Below are 16783 nucleotides of genomic sequence, written 5' to 3' on the forward strand. Positions count from 1 at the left end.
AAACGACGAAGGCCGCGCATCTTTCGATGCGCGGCCTTTGTTAGCCTCTTTCAATCCGGTCAGGCCGGAAGCTGGAAGTAGGCGTTGGCGAACAGCACGACGGCAAGGCCTGCTGCAAGGGCAACATAGGGCAGGATGCCGGCTTTCTTGACGCCGAGATCCTGGCCAACGAGCCCCAGATCTTCCATTGCCCCTGCAGGGAACTTGCCGCCGTCACGGACGAAGTGGCGATAGGCAAAGACCGGCAGGATGAGGGCGGCGAAGATGAAGCCAACCCACAGCGCGTTAGAGTAACCCCAGACCTTGGCACCGGCGCCGAGGAACAGCGCGTTGACGAAGGCGAGAACCGTATTGAGACCGATCAGCCAGGTCGGTGCCTTCCAGGGGCGCGGGATGTGGCTGGAGTCCATGCGGTGGATCCAGCCGGCATTGAGGTTGAGGAAGTTGAAGATGATGTAGCCGACATTGGAGACCGCCAGCACAAAGAAGTAGCCGGCCACGTCGGAGGCGATCGCAAGCAGGATCAGGTTGAAGCCGAAGTCGGTCCACATGGCGCGGGTCGGAGCGCCGTGCTCGTTGACGTGATCGAGGTACTTTGGCAGCCAGCCGTCCTTGGACCCCTGGTAGAGGGTGCGCGACGAACCCGCCATCGCGGTCATGATGGCGAGGAACAGGGCCATGATCATTAGGAGAACGAGGATCTGCGTGATGATCTGGCCGCCATGGACGAGGCTTGCCAGGGCTTCCGCAACACCTGTTCCATCAACGATGCCAGGTGCGAGCATGCCCGCATGGCCAAGAACGCCCTGGAAGGTGAATGGGATGAGGAAGAAAAACAGGCAGCAGAGCAGGCCGGAGTAGAAGATGGCCTTGAACGTGTCAGTCTTCGGGTTCTTTAGTTCACGGGTATAGCAGACGGCCGTTTCGAACCCATAAGTCGACCAGGCGGCGATATAGAGGCCGCCGAGGAACAGTGTCCAGCCGCCATTGCTCCAGACGCCGTCGATACCGGAATAACCGGCCGTCGGCGGCACGAGATTGGTGATATTGGCGCTGTCGATCTGGCCGGAGAAGATGGGATAGAGGCCGATGAGCAGCAGCGGCAAGAGAACGATGATGGCAAGCCATTTCTGGACACTGGCCGTTCCCTGGATGCCGCGATGCTGGATCGCAAAGATGATCAGCATCAGGATACCACCAATGACGAAGGTGGCGTTGAGGTTTGCCTTGGCGAGGAAGGGAATATCGAAGGTGATCAGCGACCAGTTGCGGATCGCCGGGGTGAGGGCGGCGATGGCATCGGTCGACAACAGGGCCGAGATGGCGTCCTGCGGTGTCTTGCCGGCATTGGCAGCCAGCCATTCCGCGACGCGCGGGCTTTCGGCCGTCAGAGTTGCCATGTTGGCGCTGATCCATTCCATCACCGCCGGGCTACCGGCGCCGGGAATGGGGAACAGAGCATTCAGGATATAGCCCGCCGCGATGGCGCAGCCGAGCGACAGAACCGGTGACCAGGCGAACCAGTTGCACCACACCGATAGTGGCGCGATGAATTTCGAATAACGCAGCCAGGCGGTGGCGCCATAGATCGATGCGCCGCCGGATTTGTTGCCGAACATGCCGGCGATTTCGGCATAGGTGAAGGACTGCAGGAAGCCCATGACCATGGAAATGATCCAGACGACGAAGGCGAGTTTGCCCGTCGTGCCGGCAATGCCGCCGATGGAGAAGAGCACCAGCGGCGGTACGCCGGCAGCAACCCAGAATGCCCCTTTCCAGTCCAGCGCGCGGATCAGCCCGGTGCCCGAGGCAGCGGTCGACCCGTCGGTCTCAACGATAGATGCCATAAACAGTCTCCTCGACCAGTTTTGTCTTCAAGCGCGCGTGGCGCGTCCCCTTTATTGATGATGCTGGCTGCGGTTTTTATTGCTTGGCGAAGCCTGCATTGAGCAGTGTCATTCACCGTTCCCGTCACTGAAACTCGTGACCGCAGTTATCTTCATAGTGAATTTTTTTTCTTCTCGGTCAAGTCTCTCTTTACTTTCCAAGGGCTCCCATAGGATAGTTTGGCCATATTGCCGGTGCATAACGTGGCGCTTATAGATCGCTGAACCGACTGTGCCTTCGGGTGGGAGCTGAGATGATTGATTCCGGACGATTTGCCGGCACCTTGATGCCGCCGCGGCCCAGTACGATTCTGCGTCCGGGTATTCCGGCGCTTGCGCCTGGCGTCGAGCGTTACCGGGTCAAGGGACGCGGCACGACCGCGGTCAAGGTGATGGCCGGTGACCGGATCAGCATCAAGGATATCGAGGGCGGCCAGTTGTGCGAGGTGAGCTTCATTGATGCCGCAGGGCGTTTCAATGCGGCCGGTCTCGGGGTTGCGTTTTCGCAGCCTGCCCATGGACTTCAGGAAATCCTTGCTCGGGACGAGGAGAGTGCGCGGCGAACGCTGGGGGCTTTGAAACGGCGCAATGTCGATCCTGCCGGGGCGCAGGCGCTGGTCCTGTTTGGCGAAAGCTCGTCACCCGGGGCCGTGGCGGAATTGACCCTTGTCCTTGATGGATTGCTGATCGTCGCTGCCCCGGCACCGGCGATGGACGCCGAGGCGCAGAATACCGCAACGGCGCTCGAACTGCGCGTGACCCGCTCCAAAATCGAGCGTACCTATGAAGAGATGCTGCCGGAACCGATGGCCGATCCGATCCAGGACCTGCGCATCCAGGCGGCAAGAGCGTCGGCCTATTTCGTGCGCGCCGGCGAGTTCATTCAGGTCATCGACGTTTCCGGCCGGCAATGCACCGATTTCCAGGCGTTTTCGGCCCGCAAGGTCGACAAGGGGCTGGATCTGGCGCTCGACGCGACAGTGACCCGGACGCTGCTTGGCCGCAGCTATCCGACGCCGGGTCTGCCGTCGAAGGCGTTCGACCGGGATTTTGAGCCGCTGGTGGAGATCGTGCAGGATACGGTTGGGCGTCATGACGCCTTCGCGACCGCCTGCAATTCACGCTATTACGACGATATGGGCTATCCGGGGCATGTCAATTGCACCGATAACTTCAACCATGCGCTGGCGCCCTATGGCATTGCACCGCGCAAGGGCTGGGAAGCGCTCAATTATTTCTACAACACCAATGTCGACCACCACAACCAGCTCTATCTTGACGAACCGTGGTCGCGGCCGGGCGATTATGTGCTGATGCGGGCGCTGACCGATCTGGTCTGCGTCTCCTCGTCCTGTCCCGACGATATCGATGCGGCCAATGCCTGGAACCCGACCGATATCCATGTCCGCACCTATGCGGACAAGGAGAAATTCGCCCGCGCCGTCGCCATCCGAATGACCCCCGATGCAGAGCCAGAAATGACCCAGGAAACCGCCTTCCATCCGCGCTTGTCGGCACTGACGCGCAACCATACCGAATATCGCGGCTACTGGCTGCCGAACCGCTTCAACAACGAAGGACCGATCGAGGAATACTGGGCCTGCCGCGAGAAGGCGGTGGTGATGGACCTGTCGCCGCTTCGGAAATTCGAGGTGACCGGCCCGGATGCGGAGGCTCTGCTGCAATATTGCGTCACGCGCGATATCCGCAAACTGTCGCCGGGCCAAGTCGTCTATACGGCGATGTGCTACGAGAATGGCGGCATGATCGACGACGGTACTGTATTCCGGTTGGGCGATAACAATTTCCGCTGGATCGGCGGCGACGATGTCAGCGGCATCTGGCTGCGCGAGCAGGCGGAAAAGAAGGGCTACAAGGCCTGGGTGCGCTCTTCCACCGACCAGATGCATAATCTCGCTGTCCAGGGGCCGAATAGTCGCGACCTTATCAAGGAAATCATCTGGACGGCACCCTCGCAGCCATCGATCGGCGAGCTTGAATGGTTCCGCTTTGCCGTCGGCCGCATCGGCCATTTCGAGGGCGCTCCGGTCGTTGTCTCGCGCACCGGCTATACCGGCGAACTCGGCTATGAAATCTTCTGTCATCCGAAGGATGCGCTCGCCGTCTTCGACGCGGTCTGGGAGGCCGGGCAGAAACATGGCTTGAAGCCGATGGGTCTGGAGGCGCTCGACATGGTACGCATCGAGGCCGGGCTGGTATTTGCCCATTATGATTTCTCCGATCAAACCGACCCGTTCGAGGCCGGTATCGGCTTCACCGTGCCGTTGAAATCAAAGACCGAGGATTTCATCGGGCGTGACGCGCTGATCAAGCGCAAAGAAAACCCGCGCTACAAGCTGGTCGGGCTCGATATCGATGCCAATGACGCCGTTGGCCATGGCGATACCGTGCATATCGGCCGCGCGCAGGTTGGCGTCGTTACCAGTGCAACCCGCTCGCCGCTTCTGAAAAAGACGATCGCGCTGGCGCGGATGGATGTGCTGCATTCAGAGATTGGCACGGATGTCGAGATCGGCAAGCTGGATGGCCAGCAGAAGCGGCTACCGGCGAAGATCGTGCCGTTTGCGCATTATGATCCGCAGAAGCTCAAGCCGCGGTCGTAACGCCGCGGTTCAGCTCGATTTCCCTTGGGCCGTTGCGATCTGCCGGGCGACGGCTTCGGAATCGTTGGCGAGGGTGCGCATTTCCGAGGCGAGAACGGCAAAGCCGGCACCGGCTGTACCGGCACGGGCGGCTTCGATACCGGCATTGACGGCAAGCAGTTTCAGGTAGCGCAGGGAATGCAGGATTTCGGCCGTCCGCGAGGCGGTCGCGCGCATGTCGGCGGTCTGTTCGTCGATGCGCTGGTAGAGGGATTCGATGTTGACGATGCTGCCTTCGAGATAGAGCAATTCGCCGTTTGTGTCCCAGACGCCGCCGCCGGTTTCCGTAACCCAGATGAGGTGACCGCTGTTGTGGCGGATGCGGTATTCGAGCGTCCAGTCGGTACGGTTTTCCAGCGCTTTGCCGACCACGGCATCCATGGCCGGAACATCGTCTTCGCACATGATCGACGTGAAGGTACGCACGCGATTGCCGACGATTTCGTCCGCCTTGTAGCCGAAGATACGCTGGATGCCGTCGGTCATATCCAGCATCGTATAGTGTTCGTCGGCCCGGCATCGGTACAGAAACCCGTTCATGCGGCCGAGAACACTGCTCAGAAAATCCATGGCTGATCCGGTGATGCTGGAGGAGGAAAGGGCAGGTGAACTTATTCTTGAAATTCCGGCAATCTGACATCGGAAAGCCGAAGGCCATCAATTGGCCTCCGGCTCCATTATCGGGGAAACGCGGTCAGTTCTTGAGATAGACTTCCAGCGTGTCGTCCATGGCTTCCAGCCAGGGCGTATGGTGCTTCGGTGCCATGGTGCCGGTCATCAGCGATTTGTAGGCGTTGTCGCGGAAGCCCATGATGTTTTCGGCCTTGTGATGCTCCCATTCCATGAAGGTCTGGTTGGTGCCTTCGACATCGAACTTGGGATAATCGGTGTCTTCGAGAAGCTCGATGACGTAATCGCCCTGGAACCAGATCATCTGTTCGGCATCCTCGAGCGTTTCCTCGCGGGCGCGCCATTTGTCGAAATGCGCCTGCATCTCCGCCTTCGGCGGCAGCTTGATGCGGTTCATAATCACATCGCGGGCATACCAGGCCTGGGCGTCGAACATGTTGAAGGTGTAGAACTGGTCCTGCATGCCGATATACATCAGCTGCGGATTGTCCTCGTAGACGACGCCCTTGTAGAGGCTGTCCGACCACAGGCGGTTGGCGGTCTTCAGGCGCAGGTCGTCGGGCAGGAACGGGAAGTGGTGGAGATAACCGGTGCACAGGATCAGTGCATCGACCTCCTTGGTCGAGCCATCGGCAAAATGCGCCGTCTTGTTGACGAGCTTTTGCAACAGAGGCCGCTCTTCGAAACGCTCCGGCCACTTGAAGCCCATCGGCTTGGAGCGATAGCTGGTGGTCACCGATTTCGCGCCGTATTTCCAGCATTGCGAGCCGATATCCTCGGCCGAATAGGAGCGGCCGACGATCAGCACGTCCTTGTCCTTGAATTCCAAAGCATCGCGGAAATCATGGGCATGCAGGACGCGGCCGCCAAAGGTTTTCACACCTTCGAAATAGGGGACGTTCGGCGTGGAGAAATGGCCGGAGGCGACGACGACATAATCGAAGATCTCGTCATACATGACGTCGTTGACGCGGTCGTGTGCGGTGACGGTAAAGGTCTTGGATTCCTCATCGAAACGGACCATGCGCACCGGCGTGGAGAAGCGCACCCATTTGCGCACATCGGCCTTTTCGACACGGCCCTTGATATAGTCCCAGAGCACGGCGCGGGGCGGGTAGGAGCCGATCGGCTTGCCGAAATGCTCCTCGAACGAGTAGTCGGCGAATTCCAGGCATTCCTTCGGACCGTTCGACCAGAGATAGCGGTACATGCTGCCATGAACCGGCTCGCCATATTCATCAAGCCCGGTGCGCCAGGTGTAGTTCCAAAGGCCGCCCCAGTCGGCCTGTTTTTCGAAGCAGACGATTTCGGGGATTTCTGCGCCCTTCTGGGCGGCGGACTGGAAGGCTCTCAACTGGGCAAGGCCCGAAGGTCCTGCGCCGATCACGGCTACTCTGGTCATGTCTGTTTGTTCCCTTTTTATGTCGTTGTGTGCTTTGTGAAGAACCCCTCCCCAACCCTCCCCACAAGGGGGAGGGAGCAGATCGCGTGTGCCTCGCCCTCATTATCCTGTGACGATGGAGCGGCCGCATGCCGTGTTAACTCCCTCCCCCTTGTGGGGAGGGTTGGGGAGGGGCCTTAAATCTCAATCCGGATAAATCCCTGCACTGGTCGGCGCCCCATCGTCATATTTCGCCAGCCAGTCGATCATGATCGGGCGGTTGCGGGTCAGGCCCTTGTAGTCGACGATTTCCGGTGGCAGGCTTTTGAGCACACGCGGCAGGCGGCGGCCCCATTTGGGGACGGTCACCAGTTCGTCGAGGCTGATCAGGTAGCAGCGGATGACGAAGAGGATGGCGTTGGAGCGTGGCAGGCGCCAGAGGCTCTGCAATTCGACGCGCAGATGCATCTTTTCGCCGACGTTTTCCGGTGTCACCGTCGTGCGGTCTGGTCCCCATTTGTGGTAGTTTTCCGGGGAGGTATCGAGCCGCGGATTGACCGTCATCGTCCAATTGAGGCGGCGGGTCGGCTTTCCCTGTTGCAGGTTCAAGAGGAACTTCAGCGCCCGGTCGAACACGCCGATCTGGTGGGCGAGCGGCACCGGCCCATGCCATTCCATGAAGTTCATGCCGATGTCGAAATCAAGCGACCAGTCGGCCTGGGTGGTGACCATGCCGGCATCCATCCAGAGATTGTTGTCGCGCTGGTCGACGATGCAGAAATCGCCCTGGGCCTGCCGGGTGATATATTCCATCGGCGGATAGGGCAAGGTCGATGGATCGCCGAACGTAAAGGTGTCGTCGATACCCATCGGCCGGTTGATCCAGCGCCAGCGGTCACCGTTCTTCTCCAGCGTGAAGTGCTCGGGATAATCCTGTGCCTGATGCTCCATCAAAAGCTCCAGCACATCCCATTGCGCCGCCATCATATGCGGCAAGGCCTGGCAGCGCAGCGGATCTTCCTTCAAGACCATCGCCCGGTCCTGCATCTCGGCAACATAGTGCTCGTCGACGTCGATCAGGTTTTCAAAGACGCTGTCCGCCTTGCCGCGGATATGCGGCTCCATGTTGACCGAATACATGTATTCGTCGCGGTCGAAGGGGAAGGGGAAACGCCTGATATTGTAGAGGCTGTTACGGAAGGTGAAGTCGTCGCGGAACGTTTCGCTCCTGAACGTGATGGTCATCTGTCCGGTCCCCTTGAGCTAGAGTTGAAGAACGAGTTGCTGGCCCTTGAACCGCGAGACGCAGATCATGACCTTCTTGCCAGACGCCTTTTCCTCGTCCGACAGGTAGATGTCGTTGTGCTGCAGCTTGCCGTCGCAGGAGGAGACTTCAGTCTCACACTGGCCACAGGCGCCGCCACGGCACATGTAGGGAGCGTCGCAGCCATGCGCTTCGGCCGCTTCCAGGATGCTCTGGTGCTCGCCGACAGTCATGTGGATGTTGGATTTTTCCAGGAAGACCTGGAACGGCAGACCAGTCGGCGGCGCCAGGAAACGTTCCGAATGCAGGTTTTCCTTCGGCCATCCTGCTTTCAGCGCGGTCATCAGCACGCCGTCGATCATCCCAGCGGGGCCGCAGACATAGAGATGCGTTCCAAGCGGCTGATTGTCGGCGATTTCGGCGACCGGGATGAAGGACTTCTCCTCGTCGACATAGATCTTGATCCGGCGCGGGCCGTAGCGATCCAGCAATTGCTGCCAATAGGCGCCGTGCGAACGGGAGCGGATGGCGTAGTGCAGTTCAAACGCGATGTTGTCGCGGCTGAACTGTTCCATCATGGCGATGAACGGCGTGATGCCGATGCCGCCGGCAAAGAGAATGTGCTTGCGGCCGCGATGATCCGGCGCGAACAGATTGACCGGTTGGCTGACGGTCAATTGATCGCCGGGCCGGACCTGTTCGTGCATGAAGATCGAGCCGCCGCGCGAATTCGGCACGCGGAGAACGCTGATTTCATAGGCGCTGTTGTCGTCGGGATTCGACATCAGCGAATAGGGATTGCGGCGCAAAAGGCCGTTGTCGTTCATCGAGACGACGACATGGGCGCCGCCGGAGAAGAACGGCATTGGATGTCCGTCCAATCGCTCGAAGCGGAAACGCTTGACCAGATCGGTCACCTGCGTCACCGCAGCGACCCTGACCGGCATATCGGTGTTGAGGCTCATGGGAACATCTCCTCCGGCGCAGGCGCCGTCCCCGGTTCTTCCGCATCGATATTGACGCCCTGGAACGCGCCGAGACGCCGGGAGTAATGATCGCGCACCAGCAGCGGCAGGCCGCAATGGGTGCAGGCGAACGGGCTGGTCGTCACATTATCGGTGATGCCCTTGCAGTGGACACACTGGACGCGCCGTGCTGTCGAGCCGCGATGCTCGGTATGGATCGAGTTGAAATCGATGCCGAATTCCAGCGCTACCTGCATGATCTGGCCAATGAAGCCTTCGGTACCGGCGATGTAGAGCCGCGTTCCCATCTGCGCCTGCTCAAGACAGGCGCGCAGGCGAAACAACAGCGGCTGAAGTGTTGGGGCCTGCCAGAAGACATCGGGTGACAGAGCCGAGAGGACTACGTCGTACGCTTTCGGCGCAGCGCCTGCGGCGAGATAGAGAATTTCTGATTTGGCCAGAAAATCCGTGTCTTTCAGTTCCACCTGAGCGGTGAGGGCCGCTGCCCCTTCGCCCTCGAGGACGAAGAGGTGACGTTTGGCGTGGGGATCGATGTCGAGCCCCTTGTATTCCGGCCGGCTTTTGATCCCTTGTACGAGCATGGCGTCAGCCCTGCGCCGTCCGTTTCGTCTTTTTCGGATCGTCGAAGGTGATCGTATGCGCGATGGCCGGGGCGTTGACGGTCTTTCCCTTCACCTCGAGCTTCGTACCCTGGACGGCATAGGGAACATCGACGCGCATGATCGCCATCGAGCGGTTGGTGAGCTTGGAATAGGACGGGCAGGTGATGACGCCGACCTTCTTGTCGCCGGCCCAGACCTCGTCGCCGAGATCGGTCGGGCCATCGGCTTCGACCAGCAGGCCGAAGATCTTGAAGCGCTCCTTGCCCTTCAGGCGGGCATGTTCCTCGGCGCCGCGGAAGCCGGTCTTGCCGGGGCTGACAGTGAAGTCGAGGCCGAGTTCCCACAGGCTGTCGCCCGGCTGTTCGTTGGCGAAAGGATACATCTGCGAGTTGTCGTAGGGGTAGAACAGCAGGTAGCTTTCGACGCGCAGCATGTCGAGAACGCTGAAGCAGACGGGGATGATGCCCATCGCCTTGCCTTCATCGACGATCCGGTCCCAGACCATGCCGGCATCCTGGCCGCGCACGAAGATTTCATAGCCCCGCTCACCGGTATAACCGGTGCGCGAGATCATCACCGGCGCGCCAAACAGCGTCGTCTGCATATGGTGGAAGTATTTGAGATCGCGAATGCCGGGCACGTATTTTTCGAGATAGTCGACAGCGAGCGGACCTTGCAGGGAGAGGTCGTGCAGGTCGTCATCGAACAGCACGGCGCAATTGCGGCCCTGCGCCTGCTTGACGATTTCCTCAAAGCCCGAGCCCGAGCCATGCACCAGCATCCAGGAGTTCGGGCCAGTGCGGTAGACGATGCAGTCATCGGTGAAATGGCCACGATCGTTGAGCATGCAGGCATAGACCGACTTGCCGGGATAGACCTTCGTCATGTCGCGGGTGGTGATGTATTCCAGGATGGCAATCGCATGCGGGCCAACGAGATGGACCTTCTTCAGGCCGGAGACATCCATGATGCCGGCCTTGGTGCGCACGGCGATGTGTTCTTCATAAATATCCTTGTCATAGGTCCAGGCGGTTCCCATGCCGCTCCAGTCCTCGAGGTTGGATCCCAATGCACGATGTCGGTCGCCCAAGGCGGAGAAACGCCAGCTAAGTGCCATGATTTGTTCCCTTATTTATTTCACTCTGTGGAAATAATTATTCCTGAGTATATTCGCGTTTTTGGGAACGGCAAGCCCGCGATGTGGATTTATCGCCGGAAAGTGCGGTGTCGCGAACGGCGAAAATCATGCCGCATTCGCGCTTCAGTAGGCAGGGCTGTAGGCATTCAACGCCGGAAAACCGCACTTTTCAAGTGGCGCAATCCTGCCGGAGGGCAGAAACGAAAATGCCCGGACAAGCGGTCCGGGCATCATGGGGGCAGGGATAAGGTGAGAATCAGGCAAGCACGCCTTCTTCCTTCATGGCGGCGGTAAACGACGCCCAGGCTTTTTGCGGGCTGAGGATACCATCAAGCGCATCAAGGCAGTGCTGCAGGGCGCGCCGGTAGGCAAGGCCACGGCGTCCCCGCCAACGGCGAAGAAACTCGACGGCATCCCAGGCGGTGGCGATGATATTTTCCTGGCTCTGTTTGATGATCACTCTGACGGGGGTTGGAAAGCGTTTGTAACTCACGTCGTCCTCATGCTGCTTTTAGAAATTGCAGCACCCAAACGCTCCGGATTCGAGAAGGTTCCATGAGGCGATTTATTTTGGAATCTGCTTTCGAAATGATGTTCCGATGCAGCCGATCCTTACCGTGTGCTCAGGAACTGCTCTATCCAGTCCGAGCCGATATTCCAGCGCCGCAAGACATCAAGCGGATCTTCCGCATCCAGCCTCGAACAGATGCGGTAGACCTCCAGAACCTCGGCGCTCATTTCTCCCTGGTGATGCAGGAACGTTGCGGCGGCATAGCGGGTGCGGCCGGACCATTCGATGCCGGGCGGCGTTCGGATCAGCTCCCAATTCCGGCGTGTCTCGTCGTCCATCTTGTGGCCGTCAGAACAGGCCGGGCGGCGCGGCGGCGCGGCGGTCAAGCTTGATGAAGGGACGCGGTACGATGCGGGCGCGTTTCATCATTTTCTGGTATTGCAGCTCGCGCAACGCGTAGATCTCCACCCAAAGGTCTTCGGTGAGGCGCGTGCCATAGGGGCGCGTCAGGCTGGCAATAGCGATATTGCGCTTGGCAAGCGGCGACCAGATGGCAGCGCTGACGAGGCCGGCTTCATGCTTTTTCCGGTGATAGATGATGGCGCCGTCAGCCGGAATATTGCCTTCAATTTCAAGGCCGACGAGCACATGCTTCAGAGTTTGATTCCGCCTTGCTTCAAGTATTGCTTTACGGCCATTGAAGTTGGGTTTCTCAGTATCGACCAGCCATTCCAGCCCGATCTCGTCCGGCATGCGGGCGCGGTCGGCCCGCAGCGCTGTTTCGGCGGTCATGAAATCGGCATTGGCAACGATGAAGCCGGCTTCGATGCGGGCGCGATTGAGCGCCGCATAGCCGATGGCGCGGATGCCATGGAGTTGACCCGCCGTCCAGAGACGATCCCAGAGGCTGAGAGCCGCTTCGGCCGGGACGAAAAGTTCGTAACCGAGGTCACCGGTAAAGCCGGTGCGCGAAATGGTGACCGAGCCATCCTCATGCGGGAAATCGGCAAGCTGGAAAGGTTTTAGCCGTTCGATACAGTCGAAGCCCGCGTTGGACAGGACGGCGAAGGATGTCGGGCCCTGCAAGGCGAGCCCTGCGATCTGCATCGTTTCTTCTTCGATCCCGACATCGAAGCCGATGGCGCTGTCGAGGAGCCAGGGCAGGTGGCGTTCCTGGCAGCAAAGACGGAACGTATCGGCAGACAAGCGGAACAGCGTGCCGTCATCGAGAACGTGGCCGTGGTCGTCGCACCAGGCGGTATAGTGGACGCGGCCGGTGCTGAGCTTGGCGACATTGCGGACGGTCAGGCGGTTGAGGTAACGTTCCGCATCCGGTCCGGCGATGCGGTATTTGACCATTGGCGAAATATCGAACAGCGCTGCCGTCGAGCGTATGGCGAAATATTCGAGTTCCTCGTCGAAAACGGAATGTGGCGCCTTATAGCCTGCCCAGGTGTACCAGTCGCTGGTTTCGCTGATTGCGGCGATGCGCGGATGGAACGGTGTTTCGAAGCGCGGCGTGGCGATATGGCCTTGCAGGGCGCGGCGGGTGTTCATCTCCAGCATCATGGTCTCTCCGAAAGGATGTGGCGAGCGGCCAGAAGTCCCGGCAGGCCGGAAATCCCGCCGCCCGGATGCGATCCGGCGCTGGCCAGATAGAGGCCGGACAATGGAGTCGCATAACCGGCAGCCGCGTTGACGGGGCGGTTTATCAGCAGCTGGTCAGCCTGCAATTCGCCGTGATGCCAGTGGCCGCCGGGAAGATTGTACTGTGTTTCCATATCGGCTGGCGTCATGAGATTGCTGGCGACAACGCTTTTCGACAGGCCGGGTGCATAGCGCTCCAGCGTTTCGAGGATGATCGCTTCGAAAGCCGGTTTGCCGCTCTCCCAGCCACCCTTGAGATCATAAGGTGCGAACTCGGCCAAAGCCGACAGCGTCGCCCCACCGGAGGGTGCGAGATCGGGGTTGGCGAGACTTGGCAGCGTGATCTCCAACACCGGATCGGTTGAGAATTCGCCATATTTGGCCGGATTGAAGGCGTCTTCGACATGGGCGATGGAGCGGGCGATAACGAGGCGGCCGCGATGATCGGCGCTTGAGACACCGGTAAAAGTCGGTGGCCGTTCCAGCGCCAGATCGAGCTTGGCGACATTGCCTTTGGAGCGGACGTTGCTGATCGAGCGCACGAAGCCGGTGCCGAGTTCGGCGGTGTCGCAGAGGCTGAGGAATGTCGCCTGCGGGTGGATGGCCGAGACGATGGCGGAAGCATTCAGTTGTTCGCCGGTGGAGAGAATGACGCCGGTTGCCGCGCCTCGGTCGGCGACAATGCGTGTGACATGGACACCGGTGCGGATGGTGACGCCTGCCGCTGCCGCCGCGTTTTCGAAGGCGGGGGCAAGCGTGGCCATACCGCCTTGCGGCACGTGTTGTGCGCCCGTTGCCCCATCGGTTTCGCCGGTCAGGCGATAATAGAGGCCAAGCAGCGAGGTCGGTGAGCGCGGCCCGAGGTGAATGCCAAGGGTGGCATCGAAGGCAACCAGGCCTTTCAACCGGTCGTCGCTCAGATATTCGTCGGCAACATCGGCGACGTTCATCAACAGCATGCGCAGGAAGTCGCGGCCTTCCTCGCGCCCCTTGGTGATGAGGCTGAAGCCCGCGCCGGCAAAGGTGCTGAGATCGCTCATTCCCACCTTGCCGATTTCCGGCGGACGGCGCTTGAGGAAACGCTTGAGAATTCCGGCCTGAAACACCAGCTTCTTGCGCATCGCCGCAAAGGCTTTCATTTCGGCCTGGCTGATGCCGTCGATGGTTTCGCCATAACCGCCGCGCAGCACGGCGTGTTTGCCGTCTGGCGAGAGCGCCACGGTCGGCAATGTTTCTGCTCTCCGGCCCTTGCTGTCGAGCTTGAGCAGCTTGGCGACATCCGGGTCGAGCCGGTTGACGATGTGGGCCAGGCCGGCGGAGCAGTAGCCCGGGTGGAATTCGAAGCCGCGCATCGCGCCGCCAGTGCTTTCGGCAGCCTCGAGCACAATGACCTTGCGGCCGTTCTGGGCGAGCAGGGTTGCGGCCGTCAGGCCGTTATGGCCGCCACCGATGACGATAGCGTCGAAGTTTGGGGCCTCGAAGGATGCCGGGCTGGTGGAGGCGGATGTCCGGGCTGGATCAGATGACGTCATGGGCCGGGCTCATTTCAGCGGGTTTCAGTTTCAGGTCACGCAGGATTTCAGCGGCGGCATTGCGGCCGGGTGCACCCATGACGCCGCCACCGGGATGGGTGGAGGAGCCGCAGAGATAGAGCCCGGGCACTGGCGAGCGGTATTGCGCGTAGCCAGGCACGGGGCGATTGAACAGCAGCTGGTCGAAGGTGAGTTCGCCCTGGAAGATATTGCCTTCCGTCAGGCCGACTTCCGTCTCGATTTCGTGGGGTGTGCGCACTTCCATGTGCAGGATGCGGTCGCGGAAGCCCGGGGAATAATCGGCGATCTGGCTGACGACCGTATCGGCAAAGGCATCGCGATCGGCGTCCGTCCAGTCGCGGCCTTCGATCTGCGGCGGACAATATTGCACGAAACAGCTCATGAAATGTTTGCCAGGCGGCGCCATGGTCGGATCAAGTGTTGTGGGGATCACCATGTCGACGAAGGGATCGGCGGAATAGCGTCCGGCTTTCCAGTCGTCGTAGGCGCGTTCCATCCGCTCCATCGAATCGGTGAAATGCAGGTCGCCGCGGATGCAGGACGAATTCTTCGGCAGGGCCGGAAATTCCGGCAGGCTGTCGAGCGCGATGTTGAGCTTCCCCAACGAGCCGCGCATCTTGAAATGCTTGACGCGGTGGACGAAGGTTTCGGGCAGGGCGTCTTCTTCGACCAGCTTCAAGAAGGTGCGCTTGACGTCGGCATTGGAGACCACGAGGTTGCCGCGCACTTCCTCGCCATCGGCAAGCACGACGCCGGTGGCGCGGCCGCTGCGGGTCATGACCCTTGCCACATCGGCGCCGGTGCGGATCGTGCCGCCGGATGCCTGGAAGGAGGAGGCGAGCGCTTGCGTCACCGCACCCATGCCGCCGCGGGCATAGCCCCAGGCGCCGACGGAGCCATCCACTTCGCCCATGTAATGATGCAGCAGCACATAGGCCGTGCCGGGCGACATCGCCCCAAGCGCGGTGCCGATGATGCCGGACAGGGCGAGATAGGCCTTGATCACATCGGTTTCGAAATACTCGTCGAGAAAATCGGAGATCGACATCGTCCAGAACCGCAAGGTCTGTGCCATGTCATGGGCCGAAAACTCGCCGAATTTCTTGCCGAGATAAAGCAGTTCGGAAATGTCCCGCGGCTTGAAGGAAAACGGATCGGGGGCTGTGCGCATCAACAGTGGCTGGATGAAGCGGCACTGGCGGGTGACGTCGCGGGCGTAGCGGTCATAGGCCTCCGCATCGCGCTTGGAATATCGGGCGAATTCGCGGCGATGGCTGTCATGATCGCGATAGGAGGCGATGTAATCGCCATCGCGGGTGAAGACGGCGCCGCCCTCATAGGCGATGACCTGCAGGCCATGTTTCGGCAATTCGAGATCGCGCATGATCTCCGGGCGGAACAGCGAGCAGACGTAGGAACAGTTCGAATAGAGGAAACCCGGCGTCAGTTCGCGGCTGGTGGCGGCGCCGCCGACCCAATCGTTCTTTTCAAGCACCAGCACATCGAGGCCGGCGCGCTGCAGATAGCAGGCTGCAACCAGGCCGTTATGGCCGCCTCCGATCATCACCACGTCGCATTTCTTCATAATGCCGTCTCCTTCGCAATGAAAAATCTGGCATGAAAAGCAGAATGTTGTCCAGATATATTGAATGAATATTCAGCAAGTATGTTGCAATCCTCTGATAATGCGATAGGATTTCGTGCCAGAGGTCGGGTAGCGGGAAGTGGGTATGCAGAAGGTTCTTGACATGGGGCGGCATTGTCCCGCTCATCGGTCCGATGAAAAACCGGGTGGGAGCATGTCATGACCGTTGCTCTCAGTCTGAAGGGCGAAAAGGTAACAGTCAGAATGAAGGTAGTGTCTGCGGCGGTGCAAGCTGGAGAGGGCGACAAGCGGGGCCGCAAGGCATCCAAGGAAACACGGCGCCAGCAGCTGGTCGAGGCGACCATCGATTCGCTTGCAAAGCGCGGCTATTCCGAGACGACACTTGCCGATGTTGCCGATGGCGCGGGCCTGTCGCGCGGCATCGTCAATTTTCATTTCGAAAGCAAGGAAAAGCTGCTGATCGCCACGCTGCAGTTCATGGCCGACGAATATGCGGCACATTGGGGTGCGGCGCTCGACAAGGCCGGTGAGGGGGCATCATCGCAGCTCTGGGCGCTGGTGGCGGCCGATTTCGACCGCAAGATCTGCACCAAGCGTAAGCTTGCCGCCTGGTGCGCCTTCTGGGGCGAGGCGAAATCGCGCCCGACCTATCAGGCGCTCTGCGGCGCTCGCGACACCAAGTATCAGGAACTGTTCATCGCGCTCTGCGCGAAACTGAAGGCTGAAGCTTCCTACACCTATGACGCCGAGACCATCGCGCTGGCTCTGAGTGCCATGATGGAGGGCCTGTGGTTCCGGCTGATGATGGGCGACGGGCTGACGCGCGAAAAGGCCCATGCCGCCGCGATCGAATATCTTGTCTCGGTGTTTCCGGGCCATATGACCCATGAGGGTCCGAAATAGGGAACAGCTGAAA

At 60.1% G+C, this 16783-nt stretch carries 14 protein-coding genes; 2 read left to right on the top strand and 12 right to left on the bottom strand.

Features of this window, described 5'->3' with window-relative positions; translation table 11 throughout:
* Positions 1-59 precede the first annotated feature (59 nt).
* Positions 60-1847, bottom strand: coding sequence for an APC family permease (locus tag ACSQ3J_RS08900; protein WP_060506640.1), 1788 nt, complete (start codon positions 1845-1847; stop codon positions 60-62).
* A 293-nt stretch (positions 1848-2140) separates the two neighbouring features.
* Between ACSQ3J_RS08900 and ACSQ3J_RS08905 the strand changes: the two genes are divergently transcribed.
* Entirely contained in the window at positions 2141-4510 is a 2370-nt protein-coding gene (locus ACSQ3J_RS08905; protein ID WP_060511759.1) for a DUF1989 domain-containing protein, read from the top strand.
* Between the two features lie 9 nt (positions 4511-4519).
* On the opposite strand, the gene ACSQ3J_RS08910 is transcribed toward ACSQ3J_RS08905, so the two are convergent.
* The 11 genes from ACSQ3J_RS08910 to ACSQ3J_RS08960 all read right to left on the bottom strand — a co-directional run bounded on the left by ACSQ3J_RS08910 (position 4520) and on the right by ACSQ3J_RS08960 (position 15846).
* Positions 4520-5119 (bottom strand): PAS domain-containing protein, encoded by a 600-nt coding sequence (locus ACSQ3J_RS08910; RefSeq protein WP_060506642.1) that lies wholly within the window; start codon positions 5117-5119, stop codon positions 4520-4522.
* 124 nt (positions 5120-5243) lie between these two features.
* Entirely contained in the window at positions 5244-6581 is a 1338-nt protein-coding gene (locus tag ACSQ3J_RS08915) for an NAD(P)-binding domain-containing protein (protein WP_060506643.1), read from the bottom strand.
* Between the two features lie 183 nt (positions 6582-6764).
* A complete protein-coding gene (locus tag ACSQ3J_RS08920; protein WP_060506644.1) occupies positions 6765-7805 on the bottom strand; it encodes a heme-dependent oxidative N-demethylase family protein in 1041 nt (346 codons plus the stop codon).
* 18 nt (positions 7806-7823) lie between these two features.
* Positions 7824-8789: a PDR/VanB family oxidoreductase gene (locus ACSQ3J_RS08925; protein WP_060506645.1), complete on the bottom strand. Its 966-nt coding sequence runs from the start codon at positions 8787-8789 to the stop codon at positions 7824-7826.
* On the bottom strand, positions 8786-9391 hold the full coding sequence (locus tag ACSQ3J_RS08930) for a dimethylamine monooxygenase subunit DmmA family protein (RefSeq protein WP_060506646.1): 606 nt from the start codon (positions 9389-9391) through the stop codon (positions 8786-8788). The genes ACSQ3J_RS08925 and ACSQ3J_RS08930 overlap by 4 nt, the downstream gene beginning before the upstream one ends.
* Before the next feature lie 4 nt (positions 9392-9395).
* On the bottom strand, positions 9396-10529 hold the full coding sequence (locus ACSQ3J_RS08935; protein ID WP_060506647.1) for an aminomethyltransferase family protein: 1134 nt from the start codon (positions 10527-10529) through the stop codon (positions 9396-9398).
* 277 nt (positions 10530-10806) lie between these two features.
* On the bottom strand, positions 10807-11043 hold the full coding sequence (locus ACSQ3J_RS08940; RefSeq protein WP_060506648.1) for a DUF982 domain-containing protein: 237 nt from the start codon (positions 11041-11043) through the stop codon (positions 10807-10809).
* A 119-nt stretch (positions 11044-11162) separates the two neighbouring features.
* Complete coding sequence (locus ACSQ3J_RS08945; protein WP_060506789.1) at positions 11163-11399, bottom strand: hypothetical protein; 237 nt, start codon at positions 11397-11399, stop codon at positions 11163-11165.
* A 10-nt stretch (positions 11400-11409) separates the two neighbouring features.
* A complete protein-coding gene (locus ACSQ3J_RS08950; RefSeq protein WP_060511761.1) occupies positions 11410-12630 on the bottom strand; it encodes an aminomethyltransferase family protein in 1221 nt (406 codons plus the stop codon).
* Positions 12627-14240, bottom strand: a complete 1614-nt coding sequence (locus ACSQ3J_RS08955) for a phytoene desaturase family protein (RefSeq protein WP_082562845.1) — start codon at positions 14238-14240, stop codon at positions 12627-12629. Before ACSQ3J_RS08955 ends, ACSQ3J_RS08950 begins: the two co-directional genes overlap by 4 nt.
* The gene (locus ACSQ3J_RS08960; protein WP_436039001.1) at positions 14227-15846 is read right to left on the bottom strand and encodes a phytoene desaturase family protein; all 1620 of its coding nucleotides are present in this window, start codon (positions 15844-15846) and stop codon (positions 14227-14229) included. The genes ACSQ3J_RS08955 and ACSQ3J_RS08960 overlap by 14 nt, the downstream gene beginning before the upstream one ends.
* A 264-nt stretch (positions 15847-16110) precedes the next feature.
* Here ACSQ3J_RS08960 and ACSQ3J_RS08965 point away from each other — a divergent pair, with 264 nt between their 5' ends.
* On the top strand, positions 16111-16770 hold the full coding sequence (locus ACSQ3J_RS08965) for a TetR family transcriptional regulator C-terminal domain-containing protein (RefSeq protein WP_060506790.1): 660 nt from the start codon (positions 16111-16113) through the stop codon (positions 16768-16770).
* Positions 16771-16783 lie beyond the last annotated feature (13 nt).

The organism is Rhizobium sp. LjRoot98, from assembly GCF_964252935.1.
Lineage (GTDB): Bacteria > Pseudomonadota > Alphaproteobacteria > Rhizobiales > Rhizobiaceae > Pararhizobium.

Coding starts and splice junctions, on each gene's coding strand:
- ACSQ3J_RS08900 (WP_060506640.1), bottom strand. CDS start 1,847: ATGGCATCTATCGTTGAGACCGACGGGTCGACCGCTGCCTCGGGCACC.
- ACSQ3J_RS08905 (WP_060511759.1), top strand. CDS start 2,141: ATGATTGATTCCGGACGATTTGCCGGCACCTTGATGCCGCCGCGGCCC.
- ACSQ3J_RS08910 (WP_060506642.1), bottom strand. CDS start 5,119: ATGGATTTTCTGAGCAGTGTTCTCGGCCGCATGAACGGGTTTCTGTAC.
- ACSQ3J_RS08915 (WP_060506643.1), bottom strand. CDS start 6,581: ATGACCAGAGTAGCCGTGATCGGCGCAGGACCTTCGGGCCTTGCCCAG.
- ACSQ3J_RS08920 (WP_060506644.1), bottom strand. CDS start 7,805: ATGACCATCACGTTCAGGAGCGAAACGTTCCGCGACGACTTCACCTTC.
- ACSQ3J_RS08925 (WP_060506645.1), bottom strand. CDS start 8,789: ATGAGCCTCAACACCGATATGCCGGTCAGGGTCGCTGCGGTGACGCAG.
- ACSQ3J_RS08930 (WP_060506646.1), bottom strand. CDS start 9,391: ATGCTCGTACAAGGGATCAAAAGCCGGCCGGAATACAAGGGGCTCGAC.
- ACSQ3J_RS08935 (WP_060506647.1), bottom strand. CDS start 10,529: ATGGCACTTAGCTGGCGTTTCTCCGCCTTGGGCGACCGACATCGTGCA.
- ACSQ3J_RS08945 (WP_060506789.1), bottom strand. CDS start 11,399: ATGGACGACGAGACACGCCGGAATTGGGAGCTGATCCGAACGCCGCCC.
- ACSQ3J_RS08950 (WP_060511761.1), bottom strand. CDS start 12,630: ATGATGCTGGAGATGAACACCCGCCGCGCCCTGCAAGGCCATATCGCC.
- ACSQ3J_RS08955 (WP_082562845.1), bottom strand. CDS start 14,240: ATGACGTCATCTGATCCAGCCCGGACATCCGCCTCCACCAGCCCGGCA.
- ACSQ3J_RS08960 (WP_436039001.1), bottom strand. CDS start 15,846: ATGAAGAAATGCGACGTGGTGATGATCGGAGGCGGCCATAACGGCCTG.
- ACSQ3J_RS08965 (WP_060506790.1), top strand. CDS start 16,111: ATGAAGGTAGTGTCTGCGGCGGTGCAAGCTGGAGAGGGCGACAAGCGG.